The 24,648-nt window shown below is 65.9% G+C and carries 25 protein-coding genes and 1 riboswitch; of the genes, 15 read left to right on the top strand and 10 right to left on the bottom strand.

Features of this window, described 5'->3' with window-relative positions; all coding sequences use genetic code 11:
- Positions 1-208: 208 nt before the first annotated feature.
- Genes AC1ROX_RS06060 through AC1ROX_RS06045 form a run of 4 tightly spaced genes read left to right on the top strand, consistent with a single transcriptional unit; the run spans position 209 to position 3,403 of the window.
- The gene (locus tag AC1ROX_RS06060; RefSeq protein ID WP_493123417.1) at positions 209-1,078 is read left to right on the top strand and encodes an NAD(P)-dependent oxidoreductase; all 870 of its coding nucleotides are present in this window, start codon (positions 209-211) and stop codon (positions 1,076-1,078) included.
- A 9-nt stretch (positions 1,079-1,087) separates the two neighbouring features.
- Complete coding sequence (locus AC1ROX_RS06055) at positions 1,088-1,729, top strand: glutathione S-transferase family protein (RefSeq protein ID WP_493123415.1); 642 nt, start codon at positions 1,088-1,090, stop codon at positions 1,727-1,729.
- A complete protein-coding gene (locus tag AC1ROX_RS06050; RefSeq protein WP_493123413.1) occupies positions 1,726-2,706 on the top strand; it encodes a Bug family tripartite tricarboxylate transporter substrate binding protein in 981 nt (326 codons plus the stop codon). The genes AC1ROX_RS06055 and AC1ROX_RS06050 overlap by 4 nt, the downstream gene beginning before the upstream one ends.
- 10 nt (positions 2,707-2,716) lie before the next feature.
- The gene (locus AC1ROX_RS06045; protein WP_493123411.1) at positions 2,717-3,403 is read left to right on the top strand and encodes an aspartate/glutamate racemase family protein; all 687 of its coding nucleotides are present in this window, start codon (positions 2,717-2,719) and stop codon (positions 3,401-3,403) included.
- 111 nt (positions 3,404-3,514) lie between these two features.
- Here AC1ROX_RS06045 and AC1ROX_RS06040 read toward each other — a convergent pair whose 3' ends face one another.
- Entirely contained in the window at positions 3,515-3,769 is a 255-nt protein-coding gene (locus AC1ROX_RS06040) for an ACT-like domain-containing protein (protein ID WP_422017590.1), read from the bottom strand.
- A 187-nt stretch (positions 3,770-3,956) separates the two neighbouring features.
- Between AC1ROX_RS06040 and AC1ROX_RS06035 the strand changes: the two genes are divergently transcribed.
- The gene (locus AC1ROX_RS06035; RefSeq protein WP_493123409.1) at positions 3,957-4,772 is read left to right on the top strand and encodes an N-acyl homoserine lactonase family protein; all 816 of its coding nucleotides are present in this window, start codon (positions 3,957-3,959) and stop codon (positions 4,770-4,772) included.
- A 2-nt stretch (positions 4,773-4,774) separates the two neighbouring features.
- Entirely contained in the window at positions 4,775-5,305 is a 531-nt protein-coding gene (locus AC1ROX_RS06030) for a dihydrofolate reductase family protein (protein WP_493123660.1), read from the top strand.
- A gap of 9 nt (positions 5,306-5,314) precedes the next feature.
- On the opposite strand, the gene AC1ROX_RS06025 is transcribed toward AC1ROX_RS06030, so the two are convergent.
- Positions 5,315-6,211: an NAD(P)-dependent oxidoreductase gene (locus tag AC1ROX_RS06025; RefSeq protein WP_493123407.1), complete on the bottom strand. Its 897-nt coding sequence runs from the start codon at positions 6,209-6,211 to the stop codon at positions 5,315-5,317.
- Between the two features lie 99 nt (positions 6,212-6,310).
- Between AC1ROX_RS06025 and AC1ROX_RS06020 the strand changes: the two genes are divergently transcribed.
- Positions 6,311-7,339: a LacI family DNA-binding transcriptional regulator gene (locus AC1ROX_RS06020; RefSeq protein ID WP_493123405.1), complete on the top strand. Its 1,029-nt coding sequence runs from the start codon at positions 6,311-6,313 to the stop codon at positions 7,337-7,339.
- 111 nt (positions 7,340-7,450) lie between these two features.
- The gene (locus tag AC1ROX_RS06015; RefSeq protein WP_493123403.1) at positions 7,451-8,539 is read left to right on the top strand and encodes a TRAP transporter substrate-binding protein; all 1,089 of its coding nucleotides are present in this window, start codon (positions 7,451-7,453) and stop codon (positions 8,537-8,539) included.
- A gap of 88 nt (positions 8,540-8,627) precedes the next feature.
- Here the strand turns inward: AC1ROX_RS06015 and AC1ROX_RS06010 are convergent, their stop codons facing one another.
- The 5 genes from AC1ROX_RS06010 to AC1ROX_RS05990 all read right to left on the bottom strand — a co-directional run bounded on the left by AC1ROX_RS06010 (position 8,628) and on the right by AC1ROX_RS05990 (position 16,215).
- Positions 8,628-9,062 (bottom strand): 6,7-dimethyl-8-ribityllumazine synthase, encoded by a 435-nt coding sequence (locus AC1ROX_RS06010; protein WP_493123401.1) that lies wholly within the window; start codon positions 9,060-9,062, stop codon positions 8,628-8,630.
- 78 nt (positions 9,063-9,140) lie between these two features.
- A riboswitch (FMN riboswitch) is annotated at positions 9,141-9,285 on the bottom strand.
- A 58-nt stretch (positions 9,286-9,343) separates the two neighbouring features.
- Positions 9,344-10,924, bottom strand: a complete 1,581-nt coding sequence (locus AC1ROX_RS06005; protein WP_493123399.1) for an ABC transporter substrate-binding protein — start codon at positions 10,922-10,924, stop codon at positions 9,344-9,346.
- 78 nt (positions 10,925-11,002) lie between these two features.
- Positions 11,003-12,583 (bottom strand): ABC transporter substrate-binding protein, encoded by a 1,581-nt coding sequence (locus AC1ROX_RS06000; RefSeq protein WP_493123397.1) that lies wholly within the window; start codon positions 12,581-12,583, stop codon positions 11,003-11,005.
- 163 nt (positions 12,584-12,746) lie between these two features.
- The gene (drt5, locus tag AC1ROX_RS05995; RefSeq protein ID WP_493123395.1) at positions 12,747-14,288 is read right to left on the bottom strand and encodes an antiviral reverse transcriptase Drt5; all 1,542 of its coding nucleotides are present in this window, start codon (positions 14,286-14,288) and stop codon (positions 12,747-12,749) included.
- A 742-nt stretch (positions 14,289-15,030) separates the two neighbouring features.
- A complete protein-coding gene (locus tag AC1ROX_RS05990) occupies positions 15,031-16,215 on the bottom strand; it encodes an FAD-dependent oxidoreductase (protein ID WP_493123393.1) in 1,185 nt (394 codons plus the stop codon).
- A gap of 28 nt (positions 16,216-16,243) precedes the next feature.
- On the opposite strand from AC1ROX_RS05990, the gene queF reads away from it, so the two are divergent.
- Together queF and AC1ROX_RS05980 are read left to right on the top strand one after the other, a co-directional pair.
- Positions 16,244-16,702, top strand: a complete 459-nt coding sequence (gene queF, locus AC1ROX_RS05985) for a preQ(1) synthase (protein ID WP_493123391.1) — start codon at positions 16,244-16,246, stop codon at positions 16,700-16,702.
- Positions 16,703-16,727: 25 nt separating this feature from the next.
- The gene (locus tag AC1ROX_RS05980; RefSeq protein WP_493123389.1) at positions 16,728-17,600 is read left to right on the top strand and encodes a class I SAM-dependent methyltransferase; all 873 of its coding nucleotides are present in this window, start codon (positions 16,728-16,730) and stop codon (positions 17,598-17,600) included.
- A 107-nt stretch (positions 17,601-17,707) separates the two neighbouring features.
- On the opposite strand, the gene AC1ROX_RS05975 is transcribed toward AC1ROX_RS05980, so the two are convergent.
- The gene (locus tag AC1ROX_RS05975) at positions 17,708-18,139 is read right to left on the bottom strand and encodes a nucleoside deaminase (RefSeq protein ID WP_493123387.1); all 432 of its coding nucleotides are present in this window, start codon (positions 18,137-18,139) and stop codon (positions 17,708-17,710) included.
- A 76-nt stretch (positions 18,140-18,215) separates the two neighbouring features.
- Here AC1ROX_RS05975 and AC1ROX_RS05970 point away from each other — a divergent pair, with 76 nt between their 5' ends.
- The 5 genes from AC1ROX_RS05970 to AC1ROX_RS05950 are packed head-to-tail and all read left to right on the top strand — an operon-like array spanning position 18,216 to position 22,363.
- Positions 18,216-18,932 (top strand): gamma-glutamyl-gamma-aminobutyrate hydrolase family protein, encoded by a 717-nt coding sequence (locus AC1ROX_RS05970; protein ID WP_493123385.1) that lies wholly within the window; start codon positions 18,216-18,218, stop codon positions 18,930-18,932.
- A complete protein-coding gene (locus AC1ROX_RS05965; protein ID WP_493123383.1) occupies positions 18,929-19,738 on the top strand; it encodes a pseudouridine synthase in 810 nt (269 codons plus the stop codon). The genes AC1ROX_RS05970 and AC1ROX_RS05965 overlap by 4 nt, the downstream gene beginning before the upstream one ends.
- Positions 19,735-20,313 carry a 16S rRNA (guanine(966)-N(2))-methyltransferase RsmD gene (gene rsmD / locus AC1ROX_RS05960; protein WP_493123381.1) on the top strand — a complete coding sequence of 193 codons (579 nt, stop codon included), beginning with the start codon at positions 19,735-19,737 and terminating at the stop codon, positions 20,311-20,313. The genes AC1ROX_RS05965 and rsmD overlap by 4 nt, the downstream gene beginning before the upstream one ends.
- 10 nt (positions 20,314-20,323) lie before the next feature.
- A complete protein-coding gene (locus AC1ROX_RS05955; RefSeq protein WP_493123379.1) occupies positions 20,324-20,935 on the top strand; it encodes a histidine phosphatase family protein in 612 nt (203 codons plus the stop codon).
- A 30-nt stretch (positions 20,936-20,965) separates the two neighbouring features.
- Positions 20,966-22,363 (top strand): MATE family efflux transporter, encoded by a 1,398-nt coding sequence (locus tag AC1ROX_RS05950; RefSeq protein WP_493123377.1) that lies wholly within the window; start codon positions 20,966-20,968, stop codon positions 22,361-22,363.
- On the opposite strand, the gene AC1ROX_RS05945 is transcribed toward AC1ROX_RS05950, so the two are convergent.
- Together AC1ROX_RS05945 and mutL are read right to left on the bottom strand one after the other, a co-directional pair.
- Positions 22,350-22,826, bottom strand: coding sequence for a hypothetical protein (locus AC1ROX_RS05945; protein ID WP_493123375.1), 477 nt, complete (start codon positions 22,824-22,826; stop codon positions 22,350-22,352). The two genes, AC1ROX_RS05950 and AC1ROX_RS05945, sit on opposite strands and share 14 nt — an antisense overlap.
- Positions 22,823-24,640, bottom strand: a complete 1,818-nt coding sequence (mutL, locus tag AC1ROX_RS05940) for a DNA mismatch repair endonuclease MutL (RefSeq protein WP_493123373.1) — start codon at positions 24,638-24,640, stop codon at positions 22,823-22,825. Before mutL ends, AC1ROX_RS05945 begins: the two co-directional genes overlap by 4 nt.
- Between the last annotated feature and the right edge of the window lie 8 nt (positions 24,641-24,648).

The following is a 24,648-nucleotide window of genomic DNA, read 5'->3' as shown; positions in this document are numbered from 1 at the left end:
CCGCCTCACTCCCTTGCACTTTCACTGACAATACGAACCGCCGCTCATCGAGCGCAAGTTGCATCGATTCCCGAAACTCAACGAAAGGGCGGCTTCCCGGCCCTGCGCCGCCCTTGAGCCCCCACCTCACACCCTCTGGCACCTTCCCATTTTGCCTCTATGATCGCCGCCGCCCCGACAGACGGGGCGGATTTCGCGGGAGGGAACGATGGCCAAAGTGGCATTTCTGGGACTGGGCGTGATGGGCTTTCCGATGGCGGGGCATCTCGCCGCCAAGGGCCACGAGGTCACGGTCTACAATCGCACCTTCGCCAAGGCCGAGGCCTGGACGCAGAAGCACAAAGGCAAGGCTGCGAAGACGCCCAAGGAGGCCGCCGCCGGCCAGGAAATCGTGTTCTGCTGCGTCGGCAACGACGACGACCTGCGCTCGGTCGTGCTGGGTCCGGACGGCGCGTTTGCCGGCATGGGCAAGGGCACCATCTTCTTCGACAACACCACGGCCTCGGCCGACATCGCCCGCGAGCTCCATGCCGAGGGCAAGAAGCTCGGCATCGACTTCATCGACGCGCCGGTCTCGGGCGGCCAGGCGGGCGCCGAGAACGGCCAGCTCACGGTGATGTGCGGCGGCGAGCAGGCGCCGTTCGATCGTGCCAAGCCGGTGGCCGATGCCTTTTCCAAGGCGGTCACGCTGATCGGCCCGCCGGGCGCCGGCCAGATCACCAAGATGATGAACCAGATGTGCATCGCCGGCATCGTGCAGGGCCTCGCCGAAGCGCTGAACCTCGGCCAGCGCGCCGGCCTCGACATGGAGAAGGCGCTGGGCGCCATCTCCAAGGGCGCGGCGCAGAGCTGGCAGATGGAGAATCGCTGGCAGAACATGGTGAACGGCAAGTTCGACTACGGCTTCGCCGTCGACTGGATGCGCAAGGACCTCGGCATCGCGCTGGCCGAGGGCAAGCGCCAGAAGGCCGGCATGCCGCTGGTCGCGCTGGTCGACCAGTTCTACGAGCGGGTGCAGGCGCGCGGCGGCGGGCGCTGGGACACGTCCAGCCTGATCCAGCCGCTGCAGAAGCCGTAGGCGCGCCCCGTGGGCAGCAACGGCGGCGGCTACACGCTCTGGGGTCGTCCCGGCTGGGGGTCGACCATCGTGGAAGCGCAGCTCGACTGGTATGGGCTGCCCTTCAAGTACGAGCAGGTCGAGGACCTGTTCCGCACGCCCGGCGCCAAGGCCAGGCTCGAGAAGGTGAACCCGCTGGCGCAGGTGCCGACCCTGGTGATGCCCGACGGCAGCATCATGAGCGAGAGCGCCGCCATCACGCTGCTGCTGGCCGACATCACCGGCCAGGACTCGCTGGTGCCGGGCCCCGCCGCGCCGGAACGCGCAAAGCTCCTGCGCTGGCTGGTGTTCATCGTCGCCAACATCTATCCGACCTTCACCTACGCCGACGATCCGTCGCGCTTCGTCTCGATCAACCATGCGCGCGATCCGTTCCGCGCCGCCACCGACGCCTATGCCCAGCGGCTGTGGCGCCAGGTCGAGAGCGAGGCCGGCGCGCCGTGGTTCCTGGGCGAGCGCTTCTCCGCGCTCGACATCTATATCGACGTCATGACCCGCTGGCGCCCCAAGCGCGGCTGGTTCGAGGGCGAGACACCCAAGCTCTTCGCCATCGCGCGCAAGGCCGATGCACGGCCCGAACTCAAAGAAGTGTTGAGGAGGAACTTCCCATGAAACGCCGCAACTTCGTGGCCCTTGCGACCACCGGCCTTGCAACGACCGCCCTCGCCGGCACCGCCCGCGCGCAAGCCAATTACCCGGACAAGCCGATCACCATGGTCGTGCCGGCGCCGCCGGGCGGCGGCACCGATCTCGTGGCGCGTCTCTACTCGGACCTGCTCAGCCAGGAACTCGGCCAGCAGGTGATCGTCGACAACAAGGGCGGCGGCAACGGCAATATCGGCACGGCCATCGTCGCCCGCGCCAAGCCCGACGGCTACACCTTGCTGATGCAGTACTCGGCCTATCACTCGGCCAATCCGGCGCTGATCAAGGACCTGAACTGGAAGCCCGACGACTTCGTCGGCGTCGCGATGGGCGCGGTGGCGCCGCACGTCATCGTCATCGCCAAGAAGGTGCCGGCCGACGACCTCAAGAGCTTCATCGCCTACGCCAAGGCCAATCCCGGCAAGCTGAACTACGCCTCGGTCGGCGCCGGCTCGGTGCCGCATCTCGGCGGCGTGCTGCTGAACAAGGCGGCCGGCCTCGACCTCGTGCACGTCCCCTACAAGGGCGCCGGCCCCGCGACCGCCGACGTCGTGGCGGGCCAGGTCGAGCTGCTGATCGTGACGCCGCCCTCGATGTCGGCGCATATCCGCAGCGGCAACGTGAAGGCGCTGGCGCTCGCGAGCGCCGAGCGGCACCCGGCCTTTCCCGACATTCCCACAACGGCGGAAGCGGGCCTGCCCGGCCTCGTCCTCGACGGCTGGTTCGCGCTGTTCGCGCCGGCCGGCACGCCGCAGCCGATCATCGAAAAGCTGAACGCGGCGATGCGCAAGATCGGCAAGATGGAAGCCGTCATCGCCCGCGCCAACCAGCTCGGCACCGTGCTGAAGGATTGGCCGGCGGCCCAGATGGATGCCTTCGCCAAGGGCGAGGTCGAGACCTGGGGCAAGGTGATCCGCGACAACAACATCACCTTCACCGAGTAGGCCGCCGACCGTGGCCTGCGTCGGCATCGTCGGCGGGCTCAGCGTCGCCGCGACGGTCCACTACTACGAGCGGATCGCCGCGGCGTGCAAAAGACGCGGCGTCACGCCCGATCTCATCTTCACCCATGCCGATGTCGATTTTGGACAAAGCCTCGTGCGCGCCGGCAAGCTCGACGAGCTGGCGGCCTATCTCGTGTCGTTCCTCGACCGCATGGCGCGGGTCGGCGCCGAGGTCATGGCGATCCCCGCGGTCACGCCGCACATCGCCATCGACCGGGTGAAGAAGCTCACCTCGCTGCCGATCATCGACATCGTCGAAACGCTCGGCGCCGAACTGCGCGCGCGCAAACTCCGCCGCGTGGCCCTGCTGGGCACGGTCTTCACCATCGAAGGCAGCCTGTGGGGCCAGCTCCAGCGGTACGCGCCCGAGGTCCAGATCGTGAAGCCTCAGCCCGACGAGATCGCCTTTGCCGGCGCCGCCTACCAGCGCATCCTCGACACACAGCGCTCGAATGACGCCGACGCAGCGAAGTTCCGCGAGCTCGCCGCCGAACTGCAGCGGCGCGACGGCGTCGAGACGATCCTGCTCGCCGGCACCGACCTCACCGTGATGTTCGACGAGACGACGGCCGGCTTCCCGGCGATCGACGTGGCCCGCCTGCATATCGACGCGATCATGGAGCGGCTGGCGGCCTAAAGCGAAAGGTCCCTCGCTACGCTCGGGATGACACGATTGTTGGAATTGGCGCAGGTGCGCCGATCACAAAAACGGTGTCATCCCGAGCGCAGCGAGGGACCCTTAACTCGATCAGAAAACGTGGCGCACGCCCACGATCTGGCCGAGCGACCGGCCGACATGCTCGGCCACCGCCGGCTCAAGGCCTTCCACTTCGATCTCGACGCTCAACGCATCGCCGTCGGCTTGCGCGAAGACGCGGGCCGGCACAAGGCCGCGCTTGGCGATCAGTTCGAGCGCGCGCGGCAGCACGCCCGGCTCGGCGTCGGCCTCGAAACAGTAACGGACGGCGGAATTGCTACGCTTGAGGGAGAGTACGGCAGACATCGGACGATTCCTTGGACGAATGACAGGCGAACGCGGCAACGCAACGGTTTGCAGTGCAAACCGTGGTGCTAATTCGCCGTGCCTTCACGACAAGGAGGAGGTCCATGCGGGCCATGTCGTCAGTGTAGCGCGGGAGCCGGCCGGCGCGCTAGGGTCCGGCAACGAACCCGCCGGGAAGGAAATAAAGATGCGTTCGACGCCGATTTACGAGGTGCATGCGGTCAAATATGCCCACCTGCCGCGCAAGGCATGGGAAGTGCAGATCAATCCCGACCCGCACGACGCCGACTTCCCGATGGATTATTTCGTCTGGGTCGCCATCCCGCTCGACGAGAGCGGACATCGCACCATCGGCGGCAAGCCCATCGTGATCGACACCGGCTTCAACGCCACGGTCGGCAAGCAGCGCGGCCGCGAGGTGAAGAAGAACCCGGCCGACCTGCTGGCCGAGATCGGCGTCGATGCCAAGGAGGTCGAGGACGTCATCGTCACCCATCTCCACTACGACCATATCGGCAACTGGGACCGCTTCCCCAAGGCGCGCTTCCATCTCCAGGACAAGGAGATGAACTTCGCGACCGGCCGGCACATGTGCAAGGCACCGTTCCGCCACGCCTACGAATGCGACGACATCGTCGGCATGGTGCGCGCGCTCTACAATGGCCGGCTGGTGTTCCACGACGGCGACGAGGAGCTGCAGCCCGGCATCTCGCTGCACCTGATCGGCGGCCACACCGCCGGCATCCAGTCGGTGCGCGTCATGACGCGCAACGGCTGGCTCGTACTGGCCTCCGATGCCAGCCATTACTTCTGGGGCGTCAAGAACGACAAGCTGTTCTCGATCGTCTACTCGGTCGCCGACATGCTGGCGGGCTACGACAGGCTCAAGAAGCTGGCCGAGGGCCGCATCGAGATGGTGATCCCCGGCCACGATGCCGAGGTCACGACCCGCTATCCGGCCTCCAAGCCCGGCCTCGAAGGCATCAGCGTCCGTCTCGACTGATGGTGGCCAGGCTCGTTTTCGGCATGAACCAGTCGCTGGACGGCTATGTCGACCATATGTCCTTCGCTCCAGGCCCCGTACTCTTCCGCCACTTCATCAAGGAGGCGGAGGGGCAGGCCGGCAGTCTGTACGGCCGCCACGTGTACGAGCTCATGCGGTACTTCGACGACGATCATCCCGAATGGGACGCAGACCGCCACGCCTTCGCGGCGGCGTGGCGGAAGCAGCCGAAATGGGTCGTCTCGCGCTCGCTGGACTCGGTCGGCCCCAACGCCACGCTCATCAAGGAAGATGTTGAGCGTGCGATCCGCAGGCTAAAGGCCGAGCGCGACGGCGAGATCGAAGTGGCCGGCCCGACGCTGGCGCGAAGCCTCACCGAGCTGGGCCTGATCGACGAATACCGGATCTACCTGCACCCCGTCGTGCTGGGGCACGGCACGTCCTATTTCGCCGGCCCGCGGCCGCCGCTCCGCCTCGTGAGCCATGACCGGATGGACGAGGATGTGATCCGGTTGAGGTATGTTCCGGCCTGACGCCGCTCGTCAGCCCTTGATCTCGACGCCGGCCCACTCCTCGAGGACCTTCGCCACCATGGTGAAGTCGGAGTCGGGACCGAACTTCGCCTTGGTGACGGCGAGCATTTCCAGCACCGCCGCGCCCACCAGCATGGGCACGCCCATGTTCTGCGCCTCGTCGAGGCAGAGGCGGACGTCCTTGTGCGACAGCGCCGTCGCGAAGCCGAAGTCGAAGGTGCGCGGCAGCACGGCGCGCGGGAACTTGTCCTGGCTGGCGCTGTTGCGCCCGCTCGACACATTGATGATGTCGATCAGGACCTTCGCGTCGAGACCGGCCTTCACGCCCATGGCCAGCGCCTCCGACGTGGCGACGAGCGCGGTCGCGGCCAGCATGTTGTTGGCGAGCTTCGCGGTCTGCGCGAGGCCCGGCTTCTCGCCGGTGTGGAAGAGCTTGCCGAAAGTCTTCAGCGTCGGCGCCAGCGCCTCGTAGGTGGGCGTCGGGCACGACACCATGACGGCGAGCGTTCCCGCCTTGGCACCGGTGACGCCGCCGCTGACCGGCGCATCGACCCAGCCGATGTCGCGCTCGGCGAGCTTGGCCGCCACTTCGCCGGCGACGCCCGGGCCGGTCGTCGAGAGATCGATCAGGGTGCGGATCGCGGAGCCGTTGATGATGCCCGCGTTCCCGCCCAGCACGACCTCGCGCACGATGGCGGGCGTCGGCAGGCTGATCAGCACCACCTCGGCGGTCGAGGCCACGTCGGCCGGCGACTGGGCGAGCTGGGCGCCGCGCGCCACCAGCGGCTTGGTCGCTTCCTCCGACACGTCGTAGACGCAGAGCCGGTAGCCCGCATCGAGCAGGCGCGACGCCATCGGTCCGCCCATCCGGCCCACGCCAACGAAGCCCAGCAACTGACCCGTCATGCTCGTTTCCTCCGCCTATCCAGCCACTCTCTGGTTTTTCTGGTATCGCTACCAGAATATGATCCCCGCGAGTCGAGAGCGTCAACACGGGCGGACAGGATGGCACGGCGTAGCGACGATGGTGGTGGCGGGGGGACCCTGAGGATGCGCGACATCGCCCGCCACGCCGGCGTGTCGCCGATGACGGTGTCCCGTGCGCTGCGCGAACCCTCTGCAGTGTCGGAGGAGATGCGGCGCAAGGTCGATGCCGCGGTGCGCGAGTTCGGGTACCTGCCCAACCGCATCGCCGGAAGTCTCTCCTCCAGCCGCTCCAACGTCGTCGGGCTGGTCGTGCCCAGCATCCGCAACTCGCTCTACGCCAGCATGATCCAGGCCGCGTCCGACGTCCTGCGCGCCAACGGGCTGCACCTTATGATCGCCAATGGCGGCCACCGGCTGGAGGACGAAGAGGCCATGGTCTCGGCGTTCCTGGCGCAGCGGGTCTGCGGCCTCATCCTGCACAACACGATCCACAGCAAGCGGCTGCGCAAGCTCGTCGGGGCCAGCGGCGTCCCGGTGATCGAGACCGGCAACCTGCCCGACGATCCGCTCGACATGGCGGTGAGCTACTCGAACTTCGAGGCCGCCCGCACCATGACCTTGCATCTGGCGCGTCTCGGCTACCGCAAGATCGGCTTCGTCACCCTGCCCGTGCGCGACAACGACCGGTCCGAGGAGCGTCGCCGCGGCTACTTCGCGGCGCTGGCCGAGCTCGGCCGGCCGGCCGACGAAAGCCTCGTCCTCGAAGCGGCCGGCGGCTTCAGCGAGGGTGCCGATGCGCTGGTGCGGCTGGTGAGGGCCCATCCCGATCTCGACGCGGGTTTCTTCGCGGGCGAAGTGCTGGCGGTGGGCGCGCTGTTCGAATGCCAGCGCCGCGGCTGGGCGGTTCCCGGACGCATCGCCATCGCGAGCTTCGACGACGTCGATCTCCTGAGGCACGCCGTGCCCAGCGTCACCACCTTGCGCATTCCACGACAGGAGATCGGAAAGCGCAGTGCCGAGCTTCTCGTCGGCCGCCTGCAGGGCGCGCCGGCCGAACGCATCAAGGTCGATCTCGGCTTCGAAATCGTCCAACGCGAGAGCAGCTGAGGAGACGGCAGACCGAAGGGCGCGAGGCGATTTCTTCCAGGTTGTTTTTGGTAGCGGTACCACAAACTCCATCCTAGTATTTGCACAACAAGGCAAAAACAGGAGGAAACCATGAGCGTCACGCGTCGACAGTTCGGCCCCGCTGCAGCCTCCCTGGCTGCGATTGCTGCCACCTCACCGGCCTTCGGCCAGCAGACCAACGAAGTGGTGAGATGGCGGCTCACCTCGAGCTTTCCCAAGAGCCTCGACACGCTGTTCGGCGCCTCGGTGACCATCGCGCGGGTCGTGGGCGAGATGACCGACGGCAAGTTCACGCTGACACCGTTCGCCGCCGGTGAGATCGTGCCCGGCCTGCAGGTGCTGGATGCGGTGTCGAACGGCACGGTCGAGTGCGGCCACACCTACACCGGCTACTACATCGGCAAGAACCCGAGCTTCATCTTCGACGGTTCCCTGCCCTTCGGCCTCACACCGCGCATGCACAATGCCTGGATGATGTTCGGCGACGGCAAGAAGCTGATGGACGAGGTCTATGACAGCTTCAACATCGTGGCCCTGCCGGCCGGCCAGACCGGCGGCCAGATGCTGGGCTGGTTCCGCAAGGAGCTGAAGACCCCGGCCGACTTCTCCGGCCTCAAAATCCGCACCGCCGGTTTCGGCGGCAAGGTCTTCGCCAAGCTCGGCGCCGTGCCGCAGCAGATCGCGGGCGGCGACATCTATCCCGCCATGGAACGCGGCACGCTCGATGCCTGCGAATGGGTCGGCCCCTACGACGACGAGAAGCTCGGCTTCAACAAGGTCGCCAAGTACTATTACACGCCGGGCGTCATGGAGCTGGAGGCGGTCAACCAGTTCATGATCGGCAAGGCCGCCTGGGCGAGCCTGCCGCCGCGCTACCAGATGATCCTGAAATACGCCTGCAGCTACTCGATGATGGAGATGCTCGCCTCCTACGACGCCAAGAACGCCGTGGCCATCGCCCGGCTGGTCGCCGCCGGCACACAGCTCTCGGTCCTGCCCGACGAGGTCGTGAAGGCGCTGCGCGTTGCGCTCGAGTCCGTGCTCGACGAGGAAGCCGCGCAGAACGAGCAGTTCAAGAAGATCCTGGCGAACTGGCGCCAGTTCCGCGCCATCCAGCACCGCTGGTTTTCCATTGCGGACACCCGCGCCGAGCTGGCGGTGTATCGCAGCGATCGGTAACCCGCACCTTGTCATCCCGAGCGTAAGCGAGGGACCTTTAGCGGCGCCGCGAAAGGTCCCTCACTTCGTTCGGGATGACAAGGGTCGCTTAGGCCGCGATGGCGGCGCGGGTTTTGCCGATCATCAGGGCCGCGCGGGCGGCTTCGCGCCCCTTCTCGACGAAGTGCGCCCGGAAGATCTGATTGTGGTGTTCGGTCTCCTGGTACTGATGCGGTGTCAGCGAAACCGACAGGACGGGCACGCCCGTCTCCATGCCGGCGCGCATCAGCCCGTCCACGACGGCCTGGGCGACGAACTCGTGCCGGTAGATTCCCCCATCGACCACGAAGGCGGCGGCGGCGACCGCGGCATACTTCCCGGTTGCGGCCAGATCGCGTGAAAGCAGCGGCATCTCGAATGCACCCGGCACGTCGAACACGTCGACCTGCTCGGCCGGAATCAGTTCGAGGAATCCGTCGAGCGCACGGTCGACGATGTCGGCGTGCCACCTGGCTTTGACGAAGGCATAGCGGGCTTGTGTCATGGCAATCTCCTTTGGCGAACAGACACGTCACCCAAGGCGATCACGCGCGGACCCGCTGCTCTGCCGGAGCAGCGGGACACACGTTCTCTTTCATCCGGACTATGACCGTCGGCTCAGGCCTCGCACCTGATCTGCTGACCCTTCCTTTCGGAAGGCGCTCGCGGGCTCGCAGCTTGCACTGCATACCGCCGGTAGGGAGTTTCACCCTGCCCTGAGAACGCCGAAACCATAAGGGCCCGACCAGGTGCTGACAATCCTTCCGAACGCAGCTCCGCGTCGCGTTACTTCTTCTCGACGTTCCACAGTGCGAGTGCCGGTGACGGCAGCAGGCCCGAGGCCTTGCGGCCGACGGCGGTCGGCGCGGTGAACTGGCCGAGCGGCGCATGCGTCGGATAGACCGCCGCGCGCGCCTGGACGTCAGCTGCGATTTCCTTCTGCTTCGCCGGATCGGTCTCCTTGGCGAAAGCATCGCGCAGCTTCTCCAGCTCCGGATCGCACGGCCAGCCGAACGTCGCCTTGTCGCAGGAGGCGTTCAGGAAGGCGACGGCCACCGGGTCGAGCACGTCGGCCGCGGCCCACGACGTGAAGAACGCGCTCCAGCCGCCGGCGTTCAGCGGGTCCTTCTTGGCGCGGCGACCGACCAGGGTCTGCCAGTCCATCGACTGCAAATCGACCTTGAAGCCGGCCTTCTCGAGCTGCGGCTTGGCCACCGTGGCCAGCGCGTTGTGGCCGGGCGTGTCGGTCTGATGCATCAGCACGACCGGCGTGCCGTCGTAGCCCGCCTCGGTCAGGAGCTGCCTGGCCTTGGCGGCATTGCCCGAGAGCTTGTCTTCCCAGCCCTTGGTCGTCTCCATCGGCGAGCCGCAGGGGAACAGCGACTTGCACTCCTTGTAGTATTTGGGGTCGCCGACATTGGCGTCGAGGAAGTCCTTCTGGTTCAGCGCATAGAGCACCGCCTCACGGATCTTGGGATTGTCGAACGGCTTGTGCAGCGTGTTGAAGCGCATCGAGTATTGGCGGCCGGCCTGGTTCACGACCTGGATCTTGATGCCCTTTTCCTTCTCGACCAGCGGCAGCAGGTCGGGCGGCACCGTCTCGATCATGTCGATCTCGTCGGCCAGCAGAGCGTTGACCTGGGTCTGGGTGTCGGGGATCCAGACCCACTCGACGCGATCGACCTTGGCGACCTTGCCGCCCGCGAGACCGGCCGACGGCTCGGCGCGCGGCTTGTAGTTGGGGTTCTTGACGTAGACCGCCTTCTCGCCGGGCTTCCACTCGTCCTTCTTGAAGATGAACGGGCCGGAACCGGTGGAATCGGTGATCTGCGTATTGGGATCGGTGCTGGCAACGCGGGCCGGCATCATGAACGGCACGTTGGAGCCCGGCTTGCCCAGCGTGTTGAGCACGAGTCCGTAGGGCTCCTTCAGGACCATCTTGATCGTCTTGTCGTCGGGCGCCGACAGGTCGGTCACATAGGACATCAGCTTCTGGCCCATCGCGTCCTTGGCGCCCCAGCGCTTCAGCGAGGCGACGCAATCGGCCGCCGTCACCGGCTTGCCGTCATGCCAGGCGAGCCCGTCGCGCAGGGTGAAGGTCCAGGTGAGCTTGTCGGGCGAGACTTCCCATTTGTCGACCATCTGCGGCTTGACCTGCAGCTTGTCGTCGAGCGCGAACAGCGTGTCGTAGATGAGGTAGCTGTGGTGCTGGGTGATCAGCGCCGTGGTCCAGATCGGATCGATGATCTTGAGATCCGAATGGAGCGCGACCTTGAGCGTGGATTGCGCGGAAGCGGGCGCGGCGAACGGCACCACCGCGGCCGCGGCGGCGAGCGCCCACATGAAACGACGACCGATAGTCAGCATGAAAACTCCTGAACTCTTGCCCTTCCCCGGCGGGACGCAAGAATAAGGCCGGTAATCGTTTCGCGCGACGCCTGGAAGCTATTTCTTCTCGATATTCCAAAGCGCCAGCGACGGCCCCTGCAACAGTCCCGTCACGTTGCTGCGCACGGCCGTCGGCGTGGTGAACTGGCCGAGCGGCGCGTGGGTGGGATATTCGATCACACGCAACTGCACCTGTTCAGCGATCTGCTTCTGCTTCGCCGGATCGGTTTCCCTGGTGTACTCGGTGCGCAACCGCTCGATCTCGGCATCGCACGGCCAGCCGAACGGCGCCTTTTCGCACGAGGCGTTCAGGAAGAAGTTCTCGACCGGATCGAGCACATTCAGCGCGCTCGACGAGGTGAAGAAGGCGCTCCATCCACCGGCCGAAAGCGGTTCCTTGCGCGTGCGGCGCGACACCAGCGTCTGCCAGTCCATCGGCTGCAGGTCGACCTTGAAGCCCGCCCGTTCGAGCTGGACCTTGGCCACGGTGGCGAGGTTGTTGTGCCCGCTCACGTCGGTCTGGTGCAGCAGCACGACGGGCGTGCCGTCATAGCCTGCCTGCTGCAGGAGCTGCTTCGCCTTGGCCGAGTCGCCGCCCAGCTTGTCCGCCCAGCCCTTGGTCGATTCCAGCTGCGAGCCGCAGGGGAAGAGCGACCTGCACTCGCTGTAATAGGACGGATTGCCGACATTGGCCTCCAGCACGTCCTTCTGGTTGATCGCGTACATCGCCGCCTGCCGGATCAGCGGGTTGTCGAACGGCTTGTGCAGCACGTTGAAGCGCATGACGTACTGCCGGCCCCATTTATTCATCACGGTGGTCCGAATGTCCTTGTCCTTGGCGATCAGCGGCAGCAGGTCGGGCGACAGGTTCTCGATCATGTCGATCTCGCCGCTCAGCAGCGCATTCACCTGCGTCTGACTGTCGGCGATCCAGATCCATTCGATGCGATCGACCTTGGCGAGCTTTCCACCAGCCAGACCTGAAGCCGGCTCGGACCTCGGCTTATATTTCGGGTTCTTGAGATAGACCGCCTTCTCGCCCGCTTTCCATTCGTCCTTCTTGAAGATGAAGGGACCGGAGCCGGTCGCGTCGGAGATCTGCGTGTTGGGATCGGTGTCGGCGATGCGCTTGGGCATCATGAAGGGCACGTTGGCGCCCGACTTGCCGATCGTCTCCAGCACCAGGCCACGCGGCTCCTTGAGCACGAGCTTGAAGGTCTTCGCGTCGACCGGCGACAGGTCGCTGACATTGGCGATCAGCTTCTGCCCCACCGCATCGCGCGCCGCCCAGCGCTTGAGAGACGCCACGCAATCCTCGGCGGTGACGGGCTTGCCGTCATGCCATTCGAGCCCGTCGCGCAAGGTGAAGGTCCAGGTGAGCTTGTCGGGCGAGACGGTCCAGGTGTCGACCATCTGCGGCTTGACCTGCAGCTTGTCGTCGAGCGCGAACAGCGTGTCGTAGACGAGATAGCCGTGATGGGCAGAGATCAACGCCACCGTCCAGATCGGATCGATGATCTTGAGATCGGAATGCAGCGAGACCTTGAGCGTCGACTGCGCCGAAGCAGGCGCGGTAAACGGCAGAACCGCGGCAGCGGCGGCAAGTACGCAGGCGAAACGACGACCGGCGGTCAGCAACTTCTATCCTCCCGGAAACTTCTTGTTTCCGGGAGGATAGAACGTTCAGCCGACCTGCGCGACGTCCAGAAGAGCCTGCTAATCGGCGACCACGCGCGACCACCCTTGCGCCGGGCCAGTCGCAACCTCGGCACCAGGACCCTATTACATATCGGAGCGGGCTCTAAAACTTCACCATAATGGTGGTAATGAGGTGGTTCATATTCGAGGCCTTGGCCCAATACTTTAGTCTGTGATTTCGGGTAGCTGGCTTTAGCTTTCGCGATCCCACCGCCGATGCCCAACCAAGCCAATCGGAATTGCCGTCCGCTAGAAATCCATCGCGAAGCTCCTGGAGCCCGAAGCGCACATCTGGGGCCTCAAGAATTTTTGCCTTAGTAATTTGGGTAGCTGAACGGTGATGAAACAGAGTCGAGATCAAAGCAGACGCTTGGCATGTCGACATAAGCTGCTCAGTGAGCGTCGCACAAAACCAGAAGAGCTGGTTTTCTGAGAGCCGATCATGCTCTTTTGCATAGTCCAGCATCATACTGGCAACTACCTCCTTATCCTCGATGTCCGAACAGAACGCGTGGACGTTCTTTGCAAGGTGGGGGTACGTCTCAATGATGTAAGGCAGACGCCGTTCGACGCGTTGACCATGCCCGCGCATAATGGTGAGAACTAGTTCGGCGTCCTCTTCTTCAAGATCCCCCTTTTCGAGAAGGCCATCAATATATTTCATCTCTTCTCGGTTTAGCGGTTTCCTGATGAGTCGTTCCTTTACAGTCTCCGATCCGTCTTCATCGTAGTGCGTAATCACGATGCGCCGGCGGCGCAAAAGCTGCCGTTTTACTTTGTCAATTTGCCTGTCGATTGACGCTCGATCTGTTTCATTCACTCGCGTTTTTCCAGGATTCACGGAAAGGCCCTTGTCTCCGAGGAGGCGCTGAATGGTTTGGAAATCATCAACGATTGTCTGTTCGTCATCCGAGAACAGGTAGAAGTCGTCCATGAAGCGAATCAACTGCTTCGACTTAAGCTCGTGATGATTATCGATGAAGCGGAGAAAATCGTTCCCGATCATCTTTGCAGGATAGAGTCCTTGAGGGACGCAATCGATCGACCTCCCGCCTGCTATTTCCCGAAGTAACTGTCCTAACCCTTCAACATCATTATCGGAGGCGCCAAGCTCCCGAAACCAGTTAACGACGTCATGGTGGTACATGCTGTTAAAGTAAGTCGCTACATCGAGCGTACGCGAATGACGATACATTTTACCATAGGCAGCAATGCCGCCCTTAAATCCCCCGTAAGCATTCGTAGCCGCGATTGGTGAACCGCTGTCGAATCGATAACCATAGTGCGCCCGGGCCTCCTTGTGAGGCTTTCTAAAGCGCTTGCGGTTACGAAAGATGACATCGTAGAGGTAGTACTCTGCCACAATGTCCAGCTTTACGGTCCGACGTAGGTATCCACCAGATTTGGACGCATAAACTCGCTTCTGTGGAGCAAATGCAAACGCCTCTTCATCGTCGTCCAAGCACTTCTTAATAAATTCTTTAATCTCTGCCTCACCGCGCTGGATCAGCTCTCGGTTAGTATCGAGCGGGAAAAGCGTTTTGGGGTAATCCTCAAGATAGAAACTAAGCGTGCTATCAACGGCAGTCACGGCAGAAGCGACAACTGTCTTCTTCGAGGTCTTCTTGTTCTTGGTTTTCGCCACTTGTCGCCGTCCCGTCCTTAAAAGGACAATCAATTACGCCACCGCATTGCTACAGATAGATAACGAGGCAATCACGACAGATTACGCAACTAAATATTGAGCACAACGCTATTTTTGCACTTATGTTTAAGCCGATTGACACCCTAAAGTCGAGTTTGCAATCTGGCTTATCTCGCATTGTTGGCGACTCTTGCCTATCTACAGACCCCCACCAGGTCACGAAGCACCTGCGCATCTGCAACCGCTCGACTTGCTTGAGCGCGCCGAAGAATATTTCGAGGCTTCGCGGCGGATTGGAAATCAGGGCATGCTTTCATGGCCGAGATACCAGTGCGCCTGCCACGCAGTCGAACTCGGCCTTAAATCATGGCTATCATTTAGAGGTGAGGATGAGCGCACCCTACGTAGCTATGGCCACGACCTACAGGCGGCAATGATAAGCGCCCAAGCTCAAGGATTGACACTAAGCACTATTACCGTTCGGGCGATTGCGCTTCTTTCGCCCGTTCACAAGGAACTCTTGCAGAGGTATCCGATACACACGGGCGAGGCCATTCCCACGATTGCGCAATTTGAGCCCAACGTTATCGAGATACTAGAAGCCGCCTGTGAAGCAATTCGCGGCCATAAGTCATATCGAATGTTTGTGCCTTACTAGAATCAGATGCCAGCCAAAAGGTGCAAGCTCCACGCTGGGCTTTCTGCCGTTCAGACCGTGGTGTGCGACTGAACAGTCTCGAGTTCAGTCGCCCTGCGCGATGTCGAGAAGGGCCTGCCAATCCGCGAACTTCACGCGCGGCCGGCCTTGTGCGGCGCCGGCGGCAATTTCCGCCTTGTCGATGCGATGCCATCCGTCGGCATCGACGGCGAGCGGCAGGATGTCCGGGCCGCTCTTGGGATCGCGATCCTCCAGCCAGGCGAGCACGTCCTTCGCGACGGCATGACTGTCGGCACGGTTGGTCGGGATGGTGCCGCTCGGACCGCGGCGCGCCCAGCCGACGGCGAAGACGCCGTCTGCTTTCGGAAAGGCCTCGCCGGTGTAGCCGATGCAGGTGACGACCAGGTCGGCCGCGATGGTGCCCGTCGAGAGTTCGATCTCGCCGGGGCGGATCGCGGTCGGCGTTGTATGAAAGCGGAAGTGAACCGTCACCGGCTTCTCACCGGGTTGATGCGCGGCGAAGCCCTTCAGCGTCTCGATGTTCTTGGTCTTGCGCAGCCTCTCCGGCGTCGGGTCGGTGGCGGGGACCACCGCCTCCCGCACGCTCGGGTCGGCGACCGAGACGGCGCGCGATAGTCGGCCCATCTCGGCCAGCTCGTTGTTGGTGAACGACGCATGCTCGGCGCCGCGGCGGCCGATCACATGGATGTCGGTGAGAGGTGCCATCGCAATCGCCGCGCCCGCTTCGGCCACGATGTCGGACTTGGCCATTTCTTCCGGGCTCTTGGCCAGCAGGCGTGCCACGTCGAGCGCGACATTGCCGTTGCCGATCACCGCGACCGACTTCACGGCCGACAGATCGGGACCGCCACGGAAATCGGGATGGCCGTTCAGCCAGGCGACGAAGCGCCACGAGCCCCAGACATGCGGCAGTTCCTCGCCCGGGATGCCGAGCTTGCGGTCGATCACCATGCCGGTGGCGACGATCACGACGTCGTAGGCCGCGACGAGTTCGTCCCAGGACAGGTCGCGGCCGATCTCGATATTGCCCGCGAAGCGCAGGTCGGGCTGGGCCAGCAGCTTGTCGAACTGGCGCACCACCGCCTTGGTGCCCTGATGATCCGGTGCGACCCCCGCCCGCACCAGCCCGAAGGGCGTGGGCAGGCGGTCGATGATGTCGATGCGCAGGTCGGGCCGGCCGCGCAGCAGCCCGTCTGCGGCATAGAAGCCGGACGGACCGGCGCCGACGATGGCAACCCTGTGAGTCATGACGGCCCGCTTAGCATATGATGGCGGCATGGCTAAATACGCAAAACTCCGTCAGCTCGGGCAGGCCACCGTCCTGCCCGCCTCGCCCGACCAGGCCGTGCTCGAGACGGTGCCCAATCCGCATCCGGGCACGCTCTATCTCGCCCGCTTCACGCAGCCCGAGTTCACCTCGCTCTGCCCGGTGACGGGACAACCCGACTTCGCGCACCTCGTGATCGACTATGTGCCGCGGGCCAAGCTGGTCGAGAGCAAGTCGCTGAAGCTCTATCTCAACAGCTTCCGCAACGAGGCGGCGTTCCACGAGGACTGCACCGTGGGCATCGGCAAGCGGCTGGTGAAGGCGCTGGCGCCGCGCTGGCTGCGCATCGCGGGCTACTGGTACCCGCGCGGCGGCATGCCGATCGACGTGTTCTGGCAGACCGGGACGCCGCCTAAAGGCTTGTGGCTTCCCGATACGGGTGTAGCCTCCTATCGCGGTCGCGGCTGACGCTGCGGCGCCGGGGAGTGAAACAATGACATTCAAGAGACTGGCGATCATCGCGAGCGCGGCCCTTGTTCTGGCAATGGGCACAGCGACGGCACAGCAGGCGAACTCGCCGGCCCGCATCGCCGAAATCCTGGCGAGCCCGGACCGCAGCGCTGCCGACCGCACCAACGACCAGCGCCGCAAGCCCGCCGACATGCTGGCCTTCATCGCCATCGTGCCCGGCACCACCGCACTCGATCTCAGCGCCGGCGGCGGCTACACGACCGAACTGCTGGCCCGCTCGATCGGCCCGACCGGCGCCGTCTATGGCCAGAGCCGGCCACCGCGCGATCCCGGCCAGCCGGCGCCGCGTCCGGCCGCGCCGGAAGGCAATGCCAATCCGACCGCCGCGCCGGCTGCTCCCGCAGCAGCGCCGGCGACACCGCCTGCGCCGCCGCGTCCCTCACCGGTCGCGCTGGCCGACCGCAGCGAAAAGATGAAGACCGCCGGCGTCGCGGCCGCGCCGATCACCGCGCTGTCGCGGCCCTTCGAGGATCCGGTGCCGGCCGAACTGGCCGACGGCCGCTTCGATCTCGTGACCTTGATGTTCAACTATCACGACCTCGGCTTCCTGGGTGTCGACCGTGAGAAGATGAACGCAGCCGCCTTCAAGGCGCTGAAGAAGGGCGGCTTCTACGTCATCGCCGACCATTCCGGCCGTCCGGGCACCGGCATCTCGGAATCGGGCACGCTGCACCGCATCGAGGAGGCCTTCCTGCGCAAGGAGGTCGAGGCCGCCGGCTTCAGGCTGGTCGCCGAGGGCAACTTCCTGCGCAACCCCAACGACCCGCGCGACAAGAACACGCCCGACCCGCCGCAGCCCAAGGACGAGTTCGTCCTGAAATTCGTGAAACCGTAGTCATTGGAGCGCGCCACTCCAGTGGCGCTCAAGCTTCGTCGATACAGAGGTATATGAGCGCCACTGGAGTGGCGCGCTCCATTACGCTTTTTGTGCGTCGACCTGAGCTAACGCCGCTCCCTGAAGAAGCTGCGCAGCAGCTCGCCTGCCTCGCTCTCGCCGAGGCCGGGATAGAGGTCGGGGCGGTGGTGGCAGGTCGGCTGGTCGAAGATGCGCGGGCCCTGCTCGATGCCGCCGCCCTTGGGATCGGACGCGCCCCAGTAGACGCGGCGCAGGCGGGCGAAGGAGATCGCCTGGGCGCACATCGGGCACGGTTCCAGGGTCACATAGAGATCGCATCCGACCAGGCGTGGCGAGCCGAGCGCCGCGGCGGCCGCGCGGATCGCCAGAAGTTCGGCATGGGCGGTCGGGTCCTTCAGCTCCTCGGTGCGGTTGCCCGCCTCGGCCAGCACCACGCCATCCGGCCCCACGATCACGCAGCCGATCGGCACCTCGCCGCGCGCGCCGGCGGCGCGGGCGGCGGCGAGGGCTTTGTCCATGGGGGTGGGCTTCGAGGCATCCGGCATAGCGCTCGCACTGTAGCGCAGGGCGGCGCGCGCGCGTATCTTGGCCCGCATGCCCCGCCCCCTGATCGGAGTCACCCTGGATGCTGAAAAGCCAGGCGGATACTCCAAGTTTCCCTGGTATGCGCTGCGCCAGAACTACCTCGACGCGATCGACGCGGCGGGTGGTCTGCCGGTGGCGTTGCCGCATGAGCCCGACCGGGTCGCCGACTATCTGGAGCGCATCGACGCGCTGGTGGTGACCGGCGGCGCCTTCGATGTCGATCCCTCCTACTATGGCGGCGGCGCCCGCCATTCGACCGTGATCACCAAGGACCGCCGCACCGCCTTCGAGTTCGGCGTGACCAAGGGCGCGCTCGCTCAGGACAAGCCGGTCCTCGGCATCTGCGGCGGCCAGCAGCTTCTGCATGTCGTGCTGGGCGGCAAGCTGATCCAGCACATCCCCGATACGATCGCCGACCCGCTGGCCCACGAGCAGCCCAATCCGCGCAACGAGCCCGGCCATGTCGTGAAGGTCGCCAAGGGCACGCAGCTCCACGGCATCGTCGGCGCCGAGGAGCTGCAGGTGAACAGTGCGCATCACCAGGCAGCGGCGGATTCGCCGGCCGGCATCGTCGTGAACGCGACCGCGCCGGACGGCGTCATCGAGGGTATCGAGGCGCCGGCCTACCGCTTCTGCATCGGCGTGCAGTGGCATCCCGAATTCCTGATCTCCGAGGGCGACGCGAAACTGTTCCGCGCCTTCCTGGGAGCGGCGGCGGCGAGATGAGCGAGACCGTCAAGGAAGGGGAGCGCATCGCCAAGCGCCTCGCGCGCGCGGGCCTATGCTCGCGCCGCGATGCCGAACGCTGGATCGAGGCTGGCCGGGTGAAGGTCGACGGCAAGGTGCTGGAGACCCCGGCCTGCGTCGTCACCGACAAGAGCGTCATCGAGGTCGACGGCAAGCCGTTGCAGGCCGCCGACCGGGCGCGCATGTGGCGGTACCACAAGCCGCCGAGCGAGATGGTGACGGCGCGCGATCCCGAGGGGCGGCGCACCATCTTCGATTCGCTGCCCAAGAGCCTGCCGAGGGTCGTCACCGTCGGCCGCCTCGATTACTTCTCGGAAGGCCTGCTGCTGCTGACCAACGATGGCGGCCTCGCCCGCCAGCTTGAACTGCCAGCCAACGGCTGGAAGCGCCGCTACCGGGCCCGCGTTCACGGCACTGTCGACGAGGCGAAGCTCGCGGACCTCGCCAACGGCATCACCATCGAGGGCGTGCGCTACGGTCCCATCGAAGCGAGCCTGGACCGACAGCAGCGTTCGAACGCCTGGATCGACATCGCGCTGACCGAGGGCAAGAACCGCGAGGTGCGTCGCGTGCTGGCCCATCTCGAGCTGCCGGTGGTGCGCCTGATCCGTGTGGCCTTCGGGCCCTTCCATCTCGGCGAGCTGGAACGCGGCCTGGTCGACGAGATCCCGCCGCAGGCGCTGGAGAACCTGCTGGGCGTCAAGCGGCCGGCGCGCAAGGAAGGCTGGGCCAAGCCCAAACCCAAGCCGGCCCCGCCCCACGCCAAGAACCGGCGGCGCGGATGATCAGGATCATCGGCGGCAAGCATCGCGGCCGCATGCTCGAAACACCGCCGGGCGATGCAACGCGGCCCACCGCCAACCGTGCCCGGGAATCGCTGTTCAACGTGCTGATGCATGCGCGCTGGCGCGACGACGATGACGGCGGCACCTCGCCGCTGATCGATGCACGCGTACTCGATGCCTATGCCGGCTCCGGCGCGCTGGGGCTGGAAGCGCTATCGCGCGGCGCCGCCCATGTCACCTTCCTCGACAACGAGGCCAACGCGATCAAGTCGATCGGCGAGAACCTGCGCAAGCTGGGCGAGACGGGTGCTGCCAAGGTCGTGCGCGCCGATGCGACACGGCCGCCGCCGTCGCGCGAGCCGTGCGACCTCGTCTTCCTCGACCCGCCCTATCGCTCGGGTCAGGCGCCCGCCGCCATCACCGCCCTCGCCAGCAACGGCTGGATGACCCCGGGCTGCGTCGTCACCGTCGAGCTGGCGCACAACGAGGACATGATCGCGCCCGACGGTTTCGAGGCGATCGACGAACGCCGCTACGGCGCGGCCAAGATCGTGATCCTCAAGCGGACCTCATGAAGCTCCCCTCATGAAACTTGTAGCGCCGCTCTACATGCTGCGGCACGGCGAGACGGCGTGGAACACCGAGCGCCGCATGCAGGGCCACAAGAATTCCGACCTCACGCCGCGCGGGCGGGTCCAGGCCTTGGCGATGGGCCGCACGCTGAAAGCCGAACTCGACCGCGAGCCCGGCCCCACCCTCTTCCTGCGCAGCCCGCTCGGGCGCACGCGCGAGACGTCGGAGATCATCGGTCAGGAACTCGGGCTCCCCTCCTCCGAATGGCGCGAGGACATGCGACTTGCCGAGCTTTCCTACGGCAGCTGGGAGGGATTCTCCTGGGCCGAGATCGAGATCGATCACCCGACGGCGCTGGCGGACTGGCGCGCCGATCCGCACGGCTACTGCCCGCCCGGCGGCGAGACGCATATCGACCTGCGCCGCCGCTGCGAAGCGGTGCTGACCGAGATCGCGACCTCCGGCGTGCGCACCGTCGTGGTGAGCCACGGCGTCAGCGGTGCCGTCGTGCGCGGCCTCAATCTCGGCCTCGATGCACGCGCCATGTTCGTGATGGAGAAGCCGCAGGACGCCTTCTTCCGCCTCCTCGCGGGCAGCGAGGAACGCATTACCTGCGACCTGTGAACGTAACAGCCTGCCGTCTATAAGCGCGGCATGGAAACGACGGCGCAGACGGAGAGCACGGACCGTGGGACATGGCGCGCCGAGGCGCGCACGACGCTCCTGCTCGCCTGGCCGCTCATCCTGACGAACCTCGCGCAGACGCTGATGACGGCGACCGACGTGGTGCTGATGGGCTGGCTCGGCCCCGATGCGCTGGCCGCCGGCGCGCTGGGCTCGAACCTCTACTTCGCGACCATGATCTTCGGCCTCGGCCTCACGACGGCGACCGCGCCGATGATCGCGCGCGAGCTTGGCCGCAAGGGCCATTCGGTGCGCGACGTGCGCCGCACGGTGCGCCAGGGCATGTGGATGGCGGTCGGGGTCACGGTGCCGATCTGGATCGTGCTGTGGCAGAGCGAGGCGATCCTGCTGGCGATGGGCCAGGAGCCGGCGCTTGCCAAGGCGGCCGGCGAATATGTCCGCGCCCTGCAATGGTCGCTGCTGCCGTTCTTCTTCTTTCTCGTGCTGCGTTCGTTCATCTCGGCGCTGGAGCGGCCTCTGTGGGCGCTGGCCGCCGGTATCGTCGGCGTGATCGTGAATGCCGTGGGGGCGTGGGCCTTGATCTTCGGCCATCTCGGCCTGCCCAAGCTCGGCCTGGTCGGCGCGGGCTACGCCACGACCTTCGCCGACTTCGTGATGTTCGGGGTGATGGCGGCAGTCGTGCTCACCGACCGCAAGTTCCGGCGCTACCACCTGTTCGGCCGCTTCTGGCGCGCCGACGGGCCGCGCTTTCGCGAGCTGTGGCATCTCGGCCTGCCGATCGGCGCGACCCTGGTGTTCGAGGTCGCTGTCTTCAACGGTGCGACCTTCCTGATGGGCCTGATCGGTGCGGCAGCACTGGCGGCGCACTCGATCGCCATGCAGCTCGCTTCGCTCTCCTTCATGGTGCCGCTCGGCCTCGCGCAGGCGGCGACCGTGCGGGTCGGCCGCGCTTTCGGGGCGCAGGACAAGGAAGGCATCCGTCGCGCCGGCTGGACGGCCTATGCAATGGGCGTCGGCTTCATGGCGCTGACCGCGCTGGCGATGATCCTGATCCCGCGCCAACTGGTCGGCGTGTTCCTCGATCTCCATGCACCGGCCAACGCCGCGGTCATCGAGCTGGCCGTGAGCTTCCTGCTGGTCGCCGCCCTGTTCCAGGTGGCCGACGGCGGCCAGGCGGTGGCGGCCGGCATGCTGCGCGGCCTGCACGATACGAAGGTGCCCATGGTCTATGCCGGCATCGGCTACTGGTGCATCGGCCTGCTGCTGGGCGTGGGGCTCGCCTTCCAGGGCGGGCTGGCGGGCTTCGGCCTGTGGATCGGTCTCGCCACCGGCCTCACCGTCGTGGCGCTGCTGCTGCTCGTCCGCTGGCTGCGGCGCGAGCGGCTGGGGCTCGTCAGCTTCGGGTGAGCCGCGCCGTCCGCTTGCAGCCGCTGTTCTCGGTGACGACGAGACCCGAGGCATCGCCGCGCGCGGTGAGCTGCATGCGCCGGTGATCCGTGCCCTTCACCGAAGCGACGCTCAGCAGATTGAACGCCGCGCCGGCCTTGACGACTCCGTGGATCTGCCACAGGCCGGGACCGGGCGGCGGCGGCGCCGACTTGTTCGGGTTGGGCACCGGGCCGCGCGCGGTCGTGTCGTAGGCCGAGCCGTCGACGAAACCCGATTCGATGGTGAGCAGATAATCGAGCGGCGCGTTGCACGAGCCGCCGTCGCTGGTGCCGCGCCACGTGCCGTCGAGCGGCGACGCCGGCGCGGGCGTCGGTGTTCCAGACGGCGGCACGGCACTGGGCGGTGCCGGCGCGCGGTTCTGTGCCGACGCCGTAGATGCCGCGACGCCGGCGATCAGGAGCAGCGCGAGAAACTTCTTCATCGTCTTCCGAACAGCCGCTCGATGTCGGCCAGCTTGAGTTCGACATAGGTCGGGCGGCCATGGTTGCACTGGCCGGAATGCGGCGTCGCCTCCATCTGGCGCAGCAGCGCATTCATCTCCTCGACGGTCAGCCGCCGCCCGGCCCGCACCGAGGTGTGGCAGGCCAGCGTGCCGCAGACTTCCTCGACCTTCTCCTTGAGCGAGAGATGATCGCCCATCTCGCTAAGCTCGTCGGCCAGGTCGCGAACCAGGCCCTGTATGTCGACCTCGCCCAGCACCGCCGGCGTTTCGCGCACCACGACGGCGCCCAGCCCGAACGGCTCCAGCACCAGGCCCATGTCGGCCAGCTCGGCGGCGCGTTGCGTCAGGCGGCGCGCGCCGTCCTCGCCGATCTCGATGACTTCCGGCAGCAGCAACGCCTGCCGCTTCACGCCCTCGGCTTCGAGCTGGTTCTTCAATCGCTCGTGCACCAGACGCTCGTGTGCCGCATGCTGGTCGACGATCACGACGCCCTGGTCGGTCTGCGCCACGATGTAGGTCTCATGGAGCTGCGCCCGCGCCACACCCAGCGGATAGTTGCCGGGCGCGATGTTCGCAGGCTGCTCTTCGACCCGTGCCGACAAACCATCGAGCGGCGCCATGAACTGCATCGCCGCTTCCGCGAGACCGCGCGGCACCGACGAATAGCCACCATTGCTGTATCCACCGCCGCCCATCGGTAGCGGCGTTGCAAAACCCGTATGCGGGCGAAACGCGCCGAGCGCCGCATCGGACACGGTCGTGCTGGCGCGATGGCCGGCCGCCGAGAGCGCGGTGCGCAAGGCACCGACGATCATGCCGCGCACGATGCCGGCGTCGCGGAAGCGGACCTCGGTCTTGGCCGGATGGACGTTGACGTCAACCATCTCGGTCGGCGCCTCGAGGAACAGCGCGACCATCGGATGGCGGTCGCGCGCCAGGAAATCCTGGTAGGCGCCGCGCACCGCGCCGGCCAGCAGCTTGTCGCGCACCGGGCGGCCGTTGACGAAGAGATACTGGTGCTGGCCCGTCGGCCGGTTGAGCGTCGGCAGGCCGGCGAAGCCGGTGAGCCGGAAGCCCTCGCGGTTGGCGTCGATCGCCACGGCATTGTCGGCGAACTCGCGGCCCATGATGGCGGCCAGCCGCTCCAGCCGCGCGGCGTCGCCCGACAGCAGCGATGGATTTGCGGCGGCGAGGTCGATCAGCGCCCGCTCCTCGCTTTCCAGCCGAAAGGCGACGGACGGATGGGCCATGGCGAGGCGGCGCATGGCATCGGCGACATGGCCCGATTCGGTGCGCGGCTCCTTCAGGAACTTGAGCCGCGCCGGCGTGGCGAAGAAGAGTTCGCGCACCTCGACCCGCGTGCCCTGCGGATGCGCCGCCGGCCGCGGCTCGGCCTTGGCGCCGCCGTCGATCTCCAGGCTCCAGGCGGTGTCGGCACCCACGGGGCGCGATGTGATGGTGAAGCGGCTGACCGAGGCGATCGACGGCAAGGCCTCGCCGCGGAAGCCCAAGGTGCGGATGTCGGTCAGGTCGTCGTCGGGCAGCTTTGAGGTGCAGTGGCGCTCGACCGCGAGACGCAGCTCGTCGGGCGACATGCCGGCGCCGTCATCGACCACGGAGATGAAGGTGCGGCCGCCTTCCTTCAGGGTCACCGCGATGCGGCGCGCGCCGGCGTCGATTGCGTTCTCGACCAGCTCCTTCACGGCGCTGGCCGGACGCTCGACGACCTCGCCGGCGGCGATGCGATTGACGAGCGTCGAGGGCAGGCGACGCAGGGTGCGGGAGGCGCTCATGGCGCCAT

The sequence above is a fragment of the Reyranella sp. GW821-FHT14A01 genome, from assembly GCF_058803965.1.
Note: the sequence above shows the minus strand (reverse complement) of the source record. Positions and strands in the feature narration are given on the sequence as shown.